Consider the following 14,550-nt stretch of genomic DNA (forward strand, 5'->3'; position numbering starts at 1 on the left):
GCCGTGCCGTACGGTCGTGCCATGAGCAGCCGACCCGCGGCCGGGGGCGGCCGGTGGGTCGAGGTCGACCCCGGCCGGATCGCCCGCTGGGTCGAGGGCTTCGCCGACCGGCACGGCCACCCCACCACCACGGTCGAGGGGTACGGGCTGCTGCTCGCCGCCCCGGACGGCGCCACCGCCGAGCTGCACACCCCGCCCGGCGCTCCGCGGAGCGCGGACGTCGCCGGCTTCGTGGCGGCGGCGGCCGCGCCCCGCCGGCTCGGGCTGCTGCTGGCCCGCAAGGGCGCGGTGGCGGTCGGCGTGGCCGACGGCACCGACCTCGTGGTCTCCAAGGTGGACAGCCGGTACGTGCAGGGCCGCACCGCCGCCGGCGGCTGGTCGCAGCAGCGGTTCGCCCGGCGCCGGGACAACCAGGCGAAGGCGGCCCTGGGCGACGCGGCGGAGTTGGCCGTGCGGCTGCTGTTGCCGGCGGCGGGGACGTTGGTGGCCCTGGTCTGCGGCGGTGACCGGCGGGCGGTGGACACCGTGCTGGCCGACCGCCGGCTGGCCCCGCTCGCCGCGCTGCGGGCGGAGCGGCTGCTCGACGTGCCGGAGCCCCGGCACGCGGTGCTGGTCGCTGCGGTCGCCGCCGCCCGAGCGGTCCACATTCTGGTCCGCTGAGCGGGAAAGATCCCCCTCAAGACGGTCAATCCAACCCGTCGATGGTGCATCGAATCAACTCGATGCATAAAGTCGGTGCCACGAAGTGGTGGGTCTCCGGGCGACCCGCCGGGGCAGCTTCCGTCTCCGTCATCCAGGCACCGACATCGTTGGGAGAGAACAACTACATGAACGGATATCAGGACGGCCGGCTGCGGACCCGGTGGCGCCGTGCGGCCCGGCTTCTCGCCGCCGCGACGGCGATGGTCACCGCAAGCGCCGGGCTCACCGTCGCGCTGACGGTCGGCCCGGCGACCGCCGCCGTCAGCCCCGCGGAGCGCGCCGCGCTGGCCGCCGGGACGGCCACCAGCGTCACCGCGGGCGGCGCACACACCTGTGCGATCCTTGCCGACGGGGGACTATGGTGCTGGGGCTCGAACTACAGCGGCCAGCTCGGCGACGGCAGCACCACGAACCGGAGCACCCCAGCGCGGGTCGGCACCGCTACCTGGGCCGGGGTCGATGCCGGCTCCGGGCACACCTGCGGGGTGCAGACGGACGGGACGCTGTGGTGCTGGGGCTCGAACTACCGGGGCCAGCTCGGTGACGGCACCACCACGAGCCGGAGCACGCCGGTGCGGGTCGGCACCGCCACCACCTGGGCCCGGGTCAGCGCCGGCCCCGCCCACACCTGCGCCGTGCGGACCGACGGCACCCTCTGGTGCTGGGGCTTCAACCGGACCTCCCAGTTGGGCGTCGGCGTCTCCCCCTACACCGCGACCGCCCCGCTGCAGGTCGGCACGGCGACCAACTGGGCGAGCGTCACGACCGGCTTCGCGCACACCTGCGGTGTCCGCACCGACGGAACGCTCTGGTGCTGGGGCTACAGCTCCGACGGGCAGCTCGGTCTCGGCACCCTGGGCTCGCAGACGACGCCGGCGCAGGTCGGCACCGCGACCACCTGGACCGGCGTGACGGCCGGGTACGCGCACACCTGCGGGGTCCGGTCCGGCACCCTGTGGTGCTGGGGTGAGAACGGGTACGGCCAGCTGGGCGTGAGCGGCAGCTACCAGACCGCGCCGGTCCAGATCGGCACGGCCACCACCTGGAGCAGGGTGGGCGCCGCGAGCGGTGACACGTCGTGCGCGGCCCGTACCGACGGCAGCCTGTGGTGCTGGGGCAAGAACACCACGGGGCAGGTGGGCGACGGCACCACCACCCACCGGTTCGCGCCGACCCAGGTCGGCACCGCCACCACCTGGACCGGCGGCTTCGACGTCACCAACCACAACTGCGGGGTCCGCACCGACGGCAGCCTGTGGTGCTGGGGCGACAACAGCGGGGGGCAGTTGGGTGACGGCACCACCACCCAGCGGTCCACCCCCGCCCAGGTGACCCTGCTGGGCTGACCCGGCGGCACCGGCTCACGATTCGGGCCGTCGGCCTGACCGCTGGCTATGTGTCAGCGGTACAGGCCGACGGCCCCGGGGGAAGCCGCTCAGCCGGCGTCCGGACTCACTGCCCGCTACCGAAGGTGTCGCAGGACTTCGGGTCGCCGGTCGACCAGCCCTTGGTGAACCACTGCTTGCGCTGCTCGGAGGTGCCGTGGGTGAACTCGTCCGGGTTCACCGGCCGGCCGGAGCGCTGCTGGATCGCGTCGTCCCCGATCTTCTCGGCGGTGTCGATCGCCTGCTGGATGTCCTGCTCGGTGATGCTGGTGAAGATCTTCTGGCCCTGTTCGTCGGCGGTGCCGGTGGCGTTCTTGGCCCAGGCGCCGGCGTAGCAGTCGGCCTGCAGCTCCAGCTTCACCGAGAGCGCGTTGGCGTTGTCCGGGTCGCGCTGCTGCTGGCGGCGCATCTGCGCCTCGGTGCCGAGCAGGTCCTGCACGTGGTGGCCGTACTCGTGGGCCAGCACGTACGGCTGGGCGAACTCGCCCTCCGCGCCGAGCTGATCGGCGAGCAGCCGGTAGAAGGTGAGGTCGATGTAGACCAGGTCGTCGGCCGGGCAGTAGAACGGCCCGACGCCGGAGTCGGCCTGGCCGCAGCCGGTGCTCACGGCCTGGCTGAAGAACACGGTCTTCGACGGCCGGTACTGCTTGCCGAAGACCTCGGGCATGGCGGTGCGCCAGTACGCCTGGATCGAGTTCACGTAGAGGGTGTTGCGGCAGTCGAGCTGCTCCAGCGCGTCCTGCGCCGAGCACTTCTGCTCCAGCGCGGTGTTGTCACCCTGCTCCGCGCCGCCGCCCCCGTTCATCGCGTTCAGGCCGAAGCCGCCGCCGACCAGGGCGACGAGGACCGCGATGATGATGCCCACGATGCCGCCCCGGCCGCCGCCGATCGGGATCGGGATGCCCATCCCGCCGCCTCCGCCGGACCCTCGCCGATCCTCCACCTGGCTGGTGTCGATCCGCGCGTTCTCGTTCAGCTCCATGTTGACCCCGATCACCGATTAGTCCGTCTGTGGTGGTTGCGGTACCGGACCGGGTCCGGACGACGTTTTCGGTACCCGATGATCTTGTCGGGTAATCCGCGGGGACCACCAGGGGTGGCCCGGTACACTTGGCGCCGTGCTGCGCTGCGAAGGCTGAACCGCCCCGCGCCGACGGGAACTGATGACCCGCCGGCGCTTTCGCGTGCCCTGAGTCAGCCTTTCCGGACCCCGAGAGCGAGTACCTCGAAATGATCACTGCCACCGGCCTGGAGCTGCGCGCCGGTTCCCGGATCCTGCTGTCCGACACCACCCTGCGGGTGCAGCCGGGCGACCGGATCGGCCTGGTCGGCCGTAACGGCGCCGGCAAGACCACCACCCTGAAGGTCCTCGCCGGGGAGGGGCAGCCGTACGCCGGGCAGATCGACCGGCGCAGCAACATCGGCTACCTCCCGCAGGACCCGCGGACCGGCGACCTGGAGGTCACCGGGCGGGACCGGGTGCTCTCCGCCCGCGGGCTGGACGTGCTGATGGCGCAGATGAAGGAGTTGGAGGCCAAGCTCGCCGAGGGGGCCGACGACGAGCGTCTGGTCCGCCGCTACGGCGCGCTGGAGGACCAGTTCGCCTCGCTCGGCGGGTACGCGGCCGAGGCCGAGGCGGCCCGGATCTGCGCCAACCTCGGGCTGCCGGACCGCGCCCTCGCGCAGACCATCGGCACCCTCTCCGGCGGCCAGCGCCGCCGGATCGAGCTGGCCCGGATCCTGTTCCGGGACGCGGGGGAGAACGGCGGCGGCATCCTGCTGCTCGACGAGCCCACCAACCACCTCGACGCGGACTCGATCACCTGGCTGCGCGGCTTCCTCGCCAACCACAAGGGCGGCCTGATCGTGATCTCCCACGACGCCTCGCTGCTGGAGGCGGTGGTCAACAAGGTCTGGTTCCTTGACGCCACCCGCTCGGTGGTGGACGTCTACAACCTGGGCTGGAAGGCGTACCTGGAGGCGCGGGAGACCGACGAGCGGCGCCGCCGCCGGGAGCGGGCCAACGCCGAGAAGAAGGCCGGCGCGCTGATGGCCCAGGCGGACAAGATGCGGGCCAAGGCCACCAAGACCGTCGCCGCGCAGAACATGGCCCGCCGGGCGGAGAAGCTGCTGTCCGGCCTGGAGGAGGTCCGGGTCGCGGACAAGGTGGCGAAGGTCCGTTTCCCCACCCCGGCGCCGTGCGGCAAGACCCCGCTCACCGCCACCGGGCTGTCCAAGTCGTACGGCTCGCTGGAGATCTTCACCGACGTCAACGTGGCGGTCGACCGCGGCTCGCGGGTGGCCATCCTCGGCCTCAACGGCGCCGGCAAGACCACCCTGCTGCGGATGCTCGGCGGCCTCCTCGAACCGGACACCGGCGAGGTACGCCCCGGCCACGGCCTGCGCCTCGGCTACTACGCCCAGGAGCACGAGACCCTGGACGTGGACCGGACCATCCTGGAGCACATGCGCAGCGCCGCGCCGGAGCAGGCCGACACCGACCTGCGCAAGATCCTCGGTGCCTTCCTCTTCTCCGGCGAGGACGTCGACAAGCCGGCCGGGGTGCTCTCCGGCGGCGAGAAGACCCGGCTGGCGCTGGCCACCCTGGTCTGCTCGGGCGCGAACGTGCTGCTGCTGGACGAGCCGACGAACAACCTCGACCCGGTCAGCCGGGAGCAGGTGCTCGACGCGATCGCCCGCTACCCGGGAGCGATCGTGCTGGTCACCCACGACCCCGGCGCCGTCACGGCCCTGAAGCCGGACCGCGCCATCCTGCTCCCCGACGGCGACGAGGACGCCTGGAGCGACGACCTGCTGGAACTCGTCGAACTCGCCTGACCCGGGCGGCCGGGTCAGGCGAGGAGGGCGGCCAGGCGGGGGAGGACGCCGGAGGTGACCAGGATGGTCGCGCCGATGGCGACGAACACGGTCGGGACCAGCCAGTGGCCGGCGCGGCCGACCAGGCCGACCACCCGCGGGTGACCGCCGAGCAGGGCGGCGACCGTGCACCAGACCGCCACCAGCACCGCGAAGACCACCAGCCAGACCGCCCCGGCGGCGGGGTCGAGGGAGCGGAACACCGGCACGTACACCGCGATGTTGTCGGCGCCGTTGGCGACCGTCACCCCGGCCACCCCGAGCAGGCTGCCGACCGCGGCCGGCGGCTCGTCGGCGGCGGACCGGTTCAGCAGCGCGCGGACGCCGAGCGCGATCGGGAGCAGGCCCAGCAGCCCGGTCCACGGCTCGGGCACGACCAGCAGCCCGGCGGCGGCCACCACCGCGGCGGCCACCAGCGCTCCGATGCCCAGATACTGCCCCACCACGATGTCCCGGGGGCGGGGCCGGCCGGTGCCCCGGGCGGCCACGAAGAACACGGTGAGCACGACGATGTCGTCGATGTTGGTGGCGGCGAACACCAGGGCGGCCGCGGCCGCCGCGGCCAGCAGTTCGGTCACCCGAGGCAGCGTACGGGTCGGCCGGCCGGGCGGCCCGTCATGATCCACCCGGGCGGTACGGCTGGCCGGTCAGAAGGATCACGCTATCGGGAAGCTGACATTGCATAGCGTGTCGGTTGGCGAATAGTTGATATCTGGCGCATGATCGTTCGAGGCGGTCTAATAGGTGGGACCGTATCCGAACCGCACAGTCTGGGACGTGAGGACACAGCATGGCAGCCACTGGCACAGCCACCAGCACTGAGAAGGGTCGCCGGATCGTCGGGGCCGAGCGTCAGACGCTCGCCAAGGACCTGGTAAAGCGGTACACCTCCGGGGAGAGCATCCGTGCGCTCGCGGCCTCGACCGGCCGCTCCTACGGGTTCATCCACCGGGTGCTCACCGAGTCCGGGGTGCAGCTGCGGCAGCGTGGCGGCGCCCGGCGCCGCAAGAAGGCGTGACCCGCCCCCCAGCGTCGTCCATCAGCGCCGTGCCCCGGGCGGTCCGGTGACCGCCGAGACGACCGGGGTACGACTCCACTGCGACGGGCCGGTCGCGACGGTCACGTTGTGCCGGCCCGACGTGCTCAACGCCCAGACCCCGGCGATGTGGCGCGCGATGAGCGACTTCTCCCGGGATCTGCCCGGCGATGTCCGGGTCGTCGTCGTGCGCGGCGAGGGGCGGGCCTTCTCCGCCGGCCTCGACCTGTCGGTGGCCGGTGCCTCCGGCCCGGGCTCCTTCGCCGAGCTCTCCACCCTGCCGGAGCAGGAGTGCGCCGACCGGATCGCCGAGTACCAGGGCGGCTTCACCTGGCTGCACCGTCCCGACGTGATCTCGATCGCCGCGGTGCAGGGCCACGCCATCGGCGCCGGCTTCCAGCTCGCCCTCGCCTGCGACCTGCGGGTGCTCGCCGCGGACGCGAAGCTCTCCATGGCCGAGGTGACGCTCGGCCTGGTCCCGGACCTCGCCGGCACCAAGCGCCTCGTGGAGCTGGTCGGCTACTCCCGTGCCCTGGAGATCTGCGCCACCGGCCGCCGGATGGACGCCGCCGAGGCGGACCGGATCGGTCTGGCCACCCTGGTCGTGCCCACCGCCGAGCTGGACGCCGCAGTGCGGGATCTGGCCGCCGGCCTGCTGGCCAACAGCCGGGACGCGATCGTGGAGATCAAGGCGCTGCTCGCCGGAGCCGCCGGTCGCACCCACGCCGAGCAGCAGCGCGCGGAGCGCGAGGCGCAGACCCGGCGGCTGCGCGACCTGGCCGGGCGGGGAGAATAGGTAAGGACCGTTCGGGAAGATCCGGGTTACTCGCGAGGTTGTCGTAGTCGTCGGGAGAATTGACCCGACGGTGCAGGGCTGCCCGACGACCCGGAGGTGACGAGTGTCCAACCCGATGGCCGGTGGCGGCATGGGCGGCTGGAGCATGCTCCGGTCGATGCGCAACCGGGACGAGATCTCCACCCACCAGCTCAAGCGCGGCACGGCCAAGCGGATCGTGGCGTTCGCCCGCCCGTACCGTCGGGACATCGGGGTCTTCCTGCTCACCGTGGTGATCGCCGCGGTGATCGGGGTGGCCACCCCGCTGCTCGCCGGTGACGTCATCGACGCGATCGCCGGCGGCGGCCCCGACGCGGGCGCGACCGTGGTCCGGCTCGCCCTGATCATCGCCGCGCTGGCGGTCGCCGACGCGCTCTTCTCGCTGGCCCAGCGCTGGTACTCGGCGCGGATCGGCGAGGGCATCATCCTCGACCTGCGCACCCGGGTCTACGACCACGTGCAGCGGATGCCGCTGCAGTTCTTCACCCGGACCCAGACCGGCGCGCTGGTCAGCCGGCTCAACAACGACGTGCTCGGCGCGCAGCGCGCCTTCACCTCGACCCTGTCCGGGGTGGTCAGCAACGTCATCCAGCTGGTGCTCACCGCCGGTGCGATGCTGGTGCTGTCCTGGCAGATCACCGTGCTGGCACTGGTCCTGCTGCCGATCTTCATCATCCCGGCCCGCCGGGTCGGCCGGCGGCTGGCCGAGATCACCCGCGAGTCGTACAACCTCGACGCCAAGATGAACGCCACCATGACCGAGCGCTTCGGCGTCGCCGGCGCGCTGCTGGTCAAACTCTTCGGCTCGCCCGAGGTGGAGGCGGACCGGTTCGCCCGCCGCGCCGAGCGGGTCCGGGACATCGGCATCCAGTCCGCGATGTACTCGCGGACCTTCTTCGTGGCCATGCTGCTGGTCGCCTCGCTCGCTCAGGCCCTCACGTACGGCCTGGGCGGCTGGCTCGCCGTCACCGGCGCGGTCAGCGCGGGCACCGTGGTCAAGCTGGCGCTGCTGCTCACCCGCCTGTACGGGCCGCTCACCGCGCTGTCCAACGTCCGGGTCGACGTGATGAGCGCGCTGGTCTCGTTCGACCGGGTCTTCGAGGTGCTCGACCTGCGGCCCGGCATCGAGGAGAAGCCCGAGGCGGTGCCGGTGCCCCGGGGCAGCGGCCGGGTGGAGTTTCGCGACGTGCGGTTCCGCTACCCGAGCGCCGCCGAGGTGTCGCTGGCCTCGCTGGAGGAGGTCGCCGCGCTGGACCGTACGGTCAACGAGCCGGTGCTCAAGGGCGTCTCGTTCAGCGTCGAGCCCGGGCAGATGGTGGCCCTGGTCGGCCCGTCCGGCGCCGGCAAGTCGACGCTGTCCATGCTGATCTCCCGGATCTACGACGTCACCGACGGCCAGGTGCTGGTGGGCGGCGTCGACGTCCGGGACGCAACCCTCGCCTCGCTGCGCGACGAGATCGGCGTGGTCACCCAGGACTCCCACCTGTTCCACGAGACCATCCGGGAGAACCTGCGCTACGCCAAGCCGGACGCCACCGACGACGAGATCTGGGCGGCGCTGGCGGGCGCGCAGGTCGCCGACCTGGTCCGGGCGCTGCCCGACGGGCTCGACACCACGGTCGGCGAGCGGGGCTACCGCTTCTCCGGCGGCGAGAAGCAGCGCATCGCCATCGCCCGGCTCCTGCTCAAGGCCCCGTCCATCGTCATCCTCGACGAGGCCACCGCACACCTGGACTCAGAGAGTGAGGCGGCGGTGCAGCGAGCGCTGTCGGTGGCGCTGACCGGGCGTACCGCGCTGGTGATCGCGCACCGGCTCTCCACCGTCCGCGACGCCGACCAGATCCTCGTCCTCGACGAGGGGCGGATCGTCGAGCGCGGCCGGCACGAGGAGCTGGTCGCCGTCGGCGGCCTCTACGCCGAGCTCTACCGCACCCAGTTCGCGGTCACCGACTCGCCCGCCCCGTACGCCGAGCCGGAGCAGTCGGAGCCGGTGGTGACCACGGTCCCGCTCGGCACGTACGTGGCGCAGGAGGCGTTGCCGCCCGCCGCGGCCAACTAGGCCGTGTCCTGCCGATCATTTCCGGGCTGCGGCGGGCCCAGGCGACGACCGGCGGCGTTGTCGATTCGCCCGGATACAACACCGGTATCCGGGCGAACCTCCGCCTTGCCGGATCGCCGCCTGGACTCCGCCTCGCACCGGCATGATCGACAGGACGCGGCCTGGGCCGCTAGACCGTCCCGGTCACCGCGGCGTGCAGCTCGGCGAAGGCGGCGCCGAGCGTCTCCGGGGTGAAGTGGGCGTTCAGGCCGCTCGGGTTGGGCAGCACCCAGAGCCGGGCCGGGCCGAGCCGCTCCGGCTGCGGGCCGAAGCCCGCCTTGGGCCGGGCGAACCCGATCCGGTACGCGGTCACCCCGACCACCGCCACCCAGCATGGCCGGTACCGCTCGGCCTTGCCGGCCAGCGCCTGCGCGCCGGCCACCAGCTCCTCGGCGGACAGCTCCTCGGCGCGGGCGCTGGCCCGGGCCACCAGGTTGGTGATGCCCAGCCCGAGGGCGGGTAGCTCGTCCTGCTCGCTGGGGTGCAGCTGGCGCGGGGTGAAGCCGCCCCGGTGCAGCGCCGGCCAGAACCGGTTGCCCGGCCGGGCGAAGTGCCAGCCGGTCGCCGCCGACCAGAGTCCCGGGTTGATGCCGACGAAGAGCACGTCCAGCCCGGGCGCGATGACGTCCGGCAGCAGCTTGTCGGCCGCCGCCGCGAGCTGCTCCTTCGTCGGCCGGGGATAGCGCCGGGCCGCCTCCGTCGCGCCTCGGGCGGGGGTGGCCGACCGGCCGGCGCGGGCCGGTCGGGTCGCGTCGCCGGTGTGGGCCGGCTCGGTCGTGCCGTCCGCCGGTCGGGCCGGTCGGCGGCGTGGGGACGGCGGGCCGCCGTCGCCCGCGCGCGGCGTCACAGGCCGCGCAGCGCGCCGCCGTCGACCGGCACGGTCACCCCGGTGACGTAGCTGGCGGCGGGGGAGAGCAGGAAGGCCGCGACCCGGCCGAACTCGGCCGGGTCGCCGATCCGGCGCAGCGGGATGCCCGCCTCCGCCTCGGCGCGGGCCCGTTCCGCGTTGCCGCTGGCCGCGAGGAGCTGCCGGTTCCGGTCGGTCATGATCCGCCCGGGCAGCAGGGACACCACCCGTACGCCGCGCGGACCGTACTCGTCGGCGATGTCCTTGGCCACCCCGGCCAGGCCGGGGCGCAGGCCGTTGGAGATGCCGAGTCCGGGCAGCGGGCTCCGGGCCGAGGTGGAGAGGACCAGCCCGATCGCGCCGCCGTCGGTGAGCGCGGCGGCCACCCGCCGGGCCATGCGCACACTGCCCAGGAAGACCGTCTCGAAGGAATCCCGCCACTGCTCGTCGGTCACCCGGGCGGCGCTCCCCTGGGGCGGCCCGCCCACCGAGATCAGTGCCCCGTCGAGCCGGCCGAAGCGCTGGCAGGCCAGCGCCACCAGCCGGTCCGGGGCGCCCGGGTCGCTCAGGTCGGCGGGCAGTCCGATCGCCCGCTCCGGCCCGCCGAGGGCCTCGACCGCCGCCGCCACCCGGTCCGGGTCGCGGGCCGAGATCACCACCCGGGCGCCGTCGGCAACGAGGTGTTCCGCGGTGGCGAAGCCGAGGCCACCGGAGGCGCCCGTCAGCACGTACACCCGGTCGGCGAGTCCGAGATCCATGACGCCGATCCTGCCGTATGCCGGGTGGGCCTGCCACCTCGACTCAGCGGTCGGCGGGACGGAGCAGGCGTACCCGACCGGCGACCTGCACCGCGACGGCGCCGCCGGCCCGGGCGACGGCGGGCAGCCGGCGCGGCCGGGGCGTGGTACGGCCGTCGTAGCGGCTGGCCGCCTCGCGGGCGACCAGTTCCTCGGCGCCCAACGGCGGCAGCGCGCCCCGGTCCCGCAGCTCCCGGGCCAGGTCCCAGCCGTCGCGCAGCGACCCGTTGGTGGGGCGATCGCCCGCCCAGCTCGCGAACGTGGCCGGCCACCCGGCGCCGAGACCGGCGGCCAGCAGCGGCCAGTGACGTGCCACGTCGCCGGCCCGTTTGCGCAGCAGCGCGCGGCGGGCGGCCTCGACCGGCTCCGGGGCGAACCCGGGTGGCAGCGGGCCCCCGGCGACCAGCGCGGCGACCAGCTCCGCCTGCCGCGCCGCCAGGCTGCCACCGGCGCCCGCGGGCGACGGCGGCCCGGCCGGGGCGGTCACGTGACCACCGGAAAGCCGGACGCGGCGGCCAGCGCGTCCAGCTCCCCGCGCAGCTCGCCGGCGGCCGGGTAGTGGCCGTCGCGTTCCAGCAGCAGCGCCGGCGGGCGGTGCCGCGCGCACAGCTCGCGGACCAGGTCGAGCACCTCGGCGGGGACCGGGTCGGTGTGCGTGTCGTGGTAGAAGCCGCCCTGCTCGGCGCCGCCGGCCACGTGGACGTAGGCGACCCGGTCCAGCGGCAGCCGGTCCAGCAGGGCGAGCGGATCGCCGCCCCGGTTACGCGCGTTGGCGTGCACGTTGGCGACGTCGAGCAGCAGCAGCGCCCCGGTGGCGTCGAGGATCTCGGTGAGGAAGTCGGCCTCGTCCAGCTCGTCGTCCGGCCAGTCGAAGAGCGCGGCGATCGGTTCCAACGCCAGCGGCACCGGCAGCTCGGCCTGGGCCCGCCGGACGTTCGCCACCACCGCGGCGACCGCCTCCCGGCTGCGGGGCAGCGGCAGCAGGTGACCGGCCTCCACGCCGCCGGCCCGGACGAACGCGATGTGCTCGCTGACCAGTGGCGCGTCCACCGCCGCGGCCACCCCGGCCAGGTGCGCCACCCGGGCCGGGTCGACCGGCTCGGCGCCGCCGAGGGAGAGCTTCACCCCGTGGGGTACGACGGTGACGCCGCGCCCGCGCAGCGCGGCGAGCCCGTCCGGGAGCGGGCCGCCCGGCGCGACGGTCTCCGCCACCACCTCGACGAAGCGCAGCCCGGGCAGGCCGGCCACGAAGCCCTCGATCTCCGGCCGCCAGCCGATGCCGACGCCGGACGGCCCCGCCCCCGGCCGGCCCGGCGCCACCGGGACGGAGGCGGGTGTCGGGTCCGGCCGGGGACCGGCCGGGGCGGGCCCGGTCACGGGACCGTTCGTGGCGGGTCGGGTCGCCGGGCCGGTCATCCGCCGCACCCGCCCCCGCCGCAGCCGCCGCCACCGCAGGAGCTGCCGCCACCGCAGGAACTGCCCCCGCCGCAGGAGCTGCCACCCCCGCAGGAACTGCCCGAGGAGCCACTCGCGCCGATCGCCTGGCGCTGGATCTCGGCCTGCTCGGCGAAGCCCGGGTCCATGGCCCAGATGGTGGCGGTGCCGAACAGGGCCACCCCCATCGCCGCGTCCGACGGGCCGTAGGTGGCGTACGCCGGAGCGGCGGAGGGGCGCAGCCAGCTGTGCCGGCGGCGCAGGTCGCGCAGCGCCCGGTCGGCGGCCCGGGTCCGCCACGGCACCCGGCTGAGCAGCAGGAACGCGATGAAGAGCGGGACCATGCCGAGCATCAGGAAGCCGGCCGGGCGGCCGTTCGACACGCCGACGAAGGCCCGGATCACGCCGAGCGCCAGGAGGGCGCCGATCAGCATCGGCCCGCGCCGCAGCGCCGCCCGCCGGTCCTTGCTCAGCGCCAGCCCGCGCTGCTCGAGACCGTCGCGGAGCTGGTCGACGGCGCGGACCACCCACTCGTCACGGCGCAGCTCCCGGGAGTGCACGCCCCGCGTGGCCGCCTGATGGATGGCCTGGTCCAGGGGGGTGACCCCGGCCGGCAGCGGGCCGCCGACGACGATCCGCCGGTCGGGATGCACGCCGACCGCCCCGGCCCGGCGCAGCCCGCCGAGCGCGGTCCAGACGGCGAGCTGGTCGCCGCCGTTGAGGTAGGCGACCTGCTGCGGACCGAGCTGCCCGCCGCTGTCGACGGCCGGGCCGGCCAGCCCGCGGAACCGGTGGACCAGGGTGCCCACCACCAGCACGGCCGCGGCCAGGAGGTACCAGCGCAGGAAGACCGGGCCGGGGATGCCCCAGGTGTCGCCCGGTGCGGCGAGGACGGTCATGCTCTGCTCCTGTCGCGAGGGGATCGCGGCCCATTGTGGAGCAGCCCCGCCAGCGGTGATCCGGCCCGTCGGGCGAGTTACCGGACCGAGACCGGCGGTCAGTGCCGGCGGACGGCCTCCTCGACCAGGTCCAGCACCCGGCCCAGGTCGCCGGCCGGGCGGCCCATCGCCAGGTGCAGCACCAACCCGTCGTACGCCAGCTCCAGGAACTGGGCGAGCACGTCGATGGGGACGTCGTCGCGGAGCACCCCGGCCTCCCGCTGGCGCAGCAGGCGCTCCCGGGTGGCCTCGGCGATGGCCGCGGAGCGTTCCGCCCAGCGCTTGGCGAACGCCGGGTCGGTGCGCAGCCGCCGGGAGACCTCCAGCTGGCTGCCGAGCCAGCCGGTGGTGTCCGGGGACACCGCCCGGGCGAGCAGGTCCCGCATCACCTGGACCAGGCCGTTGCGGGCGACGGTCTCCACCATGACCGCGGCGTCGTCCTCGGCGACCGCGAGGAAGAGCGAGTCCTTGTCCCGGAAGTGGTGGAAGATCGCGCCCCGGGAGAGGCCGGTGGCCTCCTCCAGGCGTCGGACGGTGGCGCCCTCGTAGCCGTGCCGGGCGAAACACGCCCGCGCGGCGGCGAGAATCTCCTGCCGGCGCGCGTCGAGCTGATCCTGACTTACTCTGGGCACGCACCGATCGTCCCAGGTACCCCCGATGGATGCAAACCGTACGTACGGCTTGAGATGCGGTTTCGCATGATCGGCCCGCGGCGTGATCCGGTTAGGATCGGCCGGTGACCGAGGCCGCCCCGCTTCCCGCCCGCCCGTTGACCGTGGCCGCCGTGCAGGCCACCCCGGTCCCCGGCGACGTCGCCGGCAACGCCGCCGCCGGCGCCCGCCTGGTCGGCCGGGCCGGTGGCGCGCGCGTCGTCGTGCTGCCCGAGCTGTACCTGCCGGCGTACCACCCGCCGACCCTGGCCGCCGACCCGGCCGGCACCGACGTGCTCGCCGACGGGGACGGCCGGGTCGACGACCCGCGACTGGACCCGCTGCGGGCGGCCGCCCGGGACGGCGGGAGCACCGTGGTGGTGGGCGCGGCGGTCCGGCACCCCGACGGGCGGCGCACCATCTCCGCCCTGGTGGTCGACCCGGCGGGCGGCGTGCGCGCGGCGTACGACAAGCAGCAGCTCTGGAGCGGCGAGCGCGAGCTGTTCGACGCCGGCCGGCGGGGTGCCACCCTGGTGGTCGACGACTGGCGGTTCGGCCTCGGCATCTGCTACGACGGCTGCTTCCCCGAGCACGGCCGGGCCGCCGCCGACGACCAGGCGCACGGCTACCTCTGTCCGAGCGGCTACCTGGCCGGCTCGGCCCACCGGCGCGACCTCTACTACGCTGCCCGCGCCCTGGACAACACCATGTACGTGGTCTTCGCCAACGCCGTCGACGGGGCCGACCCGTGGCGGTTCAACGGCGGCGCCGCGGTGTACGACCCGGAGGGGCGGCCCCTGGCCCGGGGCGCGGACACCGGGGAGGACGTGCTGGTGGCCACGCTCGACCCGGCGGCCCTGGCGGCCACCCGTGCCGCGCACACCATGCTCGCCGACCGCCTGCCCGACCAGGGGCTCCCCCGAACGACACTGCGCGCCTGACGGACGGCGC

General features: G+C 74.5%; 15 protein-coding genes. 7 read left to right on the top strand and 8 right to left on the bottom strand.

Going from position 1 to position 14,550, the window contains the following annotated elements:
• Nucleotides 1–21: 21 nt before the first annotated feature.
• Complete coding sequence (locus ACGFI9_RS18320) at nt 22–660, top strand: acVLRF1 family peptidyl-tRNA hydrolase (RefSeq protein WP_393179166.1); 639 nt, start codon at nt 22–24, stop codon at nt 658–660.
• 167 nt (nt 661–827) lie between these two features.
• The gene (locus tag ACGFI9_RS18325; RefSeq protein ID WP_393179167.1) at nt 828–2,048 is read left to right on the top strand and encodes an RCC1 domain-containing protein; all 1,221 of its coding nucleotides are present in this window, start codon (nt 828–830) and stop codon (nt 2,046–2,048) included.
• A gap of 106 nt (nt 2,049–2,154) precedes the next feature.
• On the opposite strand, the gene ACGFI9_RS18330 is transcribed toward ACGFI9_RS18325, so the two are convergent.
• Complete coding sequence (locus tag ACGFI9_RS18330) at nt 2,155–3,069, bottom strand: neutral zinc metallopeptidase (RefSeq protein ID WP_393179377.1); 915 nt, start codon at nt 3,067–3,069, stop codon at nt 2,155–2,157.
• A gap of 248 nt (nt 3,070–3,317) precedes the next feature.
• Between ACGFI9_RS18330 and ACGFI9_RS18335 the strand changes: the two genes are divergently transcribed.
• A complete protein-coding gene (locus tag ACGFI9_RS18335; protein WP_393179168.1) occupies nt 3,318–4,925 on the top strand; it encodes an ABC-F family ATP-binding cassette domain-containing protein in 1,608 nt (535 codons plus the stop codon).
• A gap of 14 nt (nt 4,926–4,939) precedes the next feature.
• On the opposite strand, the gene ACGFI9_RS18340 is transcribed toward ACGFI9_RS18335, so the two are convergent.
• Nucleotides 4,940–5,542 (bottom strand): cadmium resistance transporter, encoded by a 603-nt coding sequence (locus ACGFI9_RS18340; RefSeq protein WP_393179169.1) that lies wholly within the window; start codon nt 5,540–5,542, stop codon nt 4,940–4,942.
• A 212-nt stretch (nt 5,543–5,754) separates the two neighbouring features.
• On the opposite strand from ACGFI9_RS18340, the gene ACGFI9_RS18345 reads away from it, so the two are divergent.
• The 3 genes from ACGFI9_RS18345 (at nt 5,755) to ACGFI9_RS18355 (ending at nt 8,894) form a co-directional block, all read left to right on the top strand.
• Complete coding sequence (locus ACGFI9_RS18345; protein ID WP_007462679.1) at nt 5,755–5,982, top strand: helix-turn-helix domain-containing protein; 228 nt, start codon at nt 5,755–5,757, stop codon at nt 5,980–5,982.
• A 46-nt stretch (nt 5,983–6,028) separates the two neighbouring features.
• On the top strand, nt 6,029–6,796 hold the full coding sequence (locus ACGFI9_RS18350; protein WP_393179170.1) for an enoyl-CoA hydratase/isomerase family protein: 768 nt from the start codon (nt 6,029–6,031) through the stop codon (nt 6,794–6,796).
• A gap of 115 nt (nt 6,797–6,911) precedes the next feature.
• The gene (locus ACGFI9_RS18355; RefSeq protein ID WP_393179379.1) at nt 6,912–8,894 is read left to right on the top strand and encodes an ABC transporter ATP-binding protein; all 1,983 of its coding nucleotides are present in this window, start codon (nt 6,912–6,914) and stop codon (nt 8,892–8,894) included.
• Nucleotides 8,895–9,063: 169 nt separating this feature from the next.
• On the opposite strand, the gene mug is transcribed toward ACGFI9_RS18355, so the two are convergent.
• The 6 genes from mug to ACGFI9_RS18385 form a co-directional block, all read right to left on the bottom strand.
• On the bottom strand, nt 9,064–9,780 hold the full coding sequence (gene mug / locus ACGFI9_RS18360) for a G/U mismatch-specific DNA glycosylase (RefSeq protein ID WP_393179171.1): 717 nt from the start codon (nt 9,778–9,780) through the stop codon (nt 9,064–9,066).
• A complete protein-coding gene (locus tag ACGFI9_RS18365) occupies nt 9,777–10,538 on the bottom strand; it encodes an SDR family oxidoreductase (RefSeq protein WP_393179172.1) in 762 nt (253 codons plus the stop codon). The genes mug and ACGFI9_RS18365 overlap by 4 nt, the downstream gene beginning before the upstream one ends.
• A gap of 43 nt (nt 10,539–10,581) precedes the next feature.
• Nucleotides 10,582–11,064 (bottom strand): hypothetical protein, encoded by a 483-nt coding sequence (locus tag ACGFI9_RS18370; protein ID WP_393179173.1) that lies wholly within the window; start codon nt 11,062–11,064, stop codon nt 10,582–10,584.
• Nucleotides 11,061–11,897, bottom strand: coding sequence for a DUF692 domain-containing protein (locus tag ACGFI9_RS18375; RefSeq protein ID WP_393179381.1), 837 nt, complete (start codon nt 11,895–11,897; stop codon nt 11,061–11,063). Before ACGFI9_RS18375 ends, ACGFI9_RS18370 begins: the two co-directional genes overlap by 4 nt.
• 92 nt (nt 11,898–11,989) lie before the next feature.
• Nucleotides 11,990–12,910: a TIGR04222 domain-containing membrane protein gene (locus ACGFI9_RS18380; protein WP_393179174.1), complete on the bottom strand. Its 921-nt coding sequence runs from the start codon at nt 12,908–12,910 to the stop codon at nt 11,990–11,992.
• Nucleotides 12,911–13,008: 98 nt separating this feature from the next.
• On the bottom strand, nt 13,009–13,581 hold the full coding sequence (locus ACGFI9_RS18385; protein WP_073837960.1) for a TetR/AcrR family transcriptional regulator: 573 nt from the start codon (nt 13,579–13,581) through the stop codon (nt 13,009–13,011).
• 104 nt (nt 13,582–13,685) lie between these two features.
• Here ACGFI9_RS18385 and ACGFI9_RS18390 point away from each other — a divergent pair, with 104 nt between their 5' ends.
• Nucleotides 13,686–14,540 (top strand): carbon-nitrogen hydrolase family protein, encoded by an 855-nt coding sequence (locus ACGFI9_RS18390; protein WP_393179175.1) that lies wholly within the window; start codon nt 13,686–13,688, stop codon nt 14,538–14,540.
• The last annotated feature ends 10 nt before the right edge of the window (nt 14,541–14,550 follow it).

It is taken from the genome of Micromonospora sp. NPDC048930, assembly GCF_043197935.1.
In the GTDB taxonomy this organism is placed as follows: domain Bacteria; phylum Actinomycetota; class Actinomycetes; order Mycobacteriales; family Micromonosporaceae; genus Micromonospora.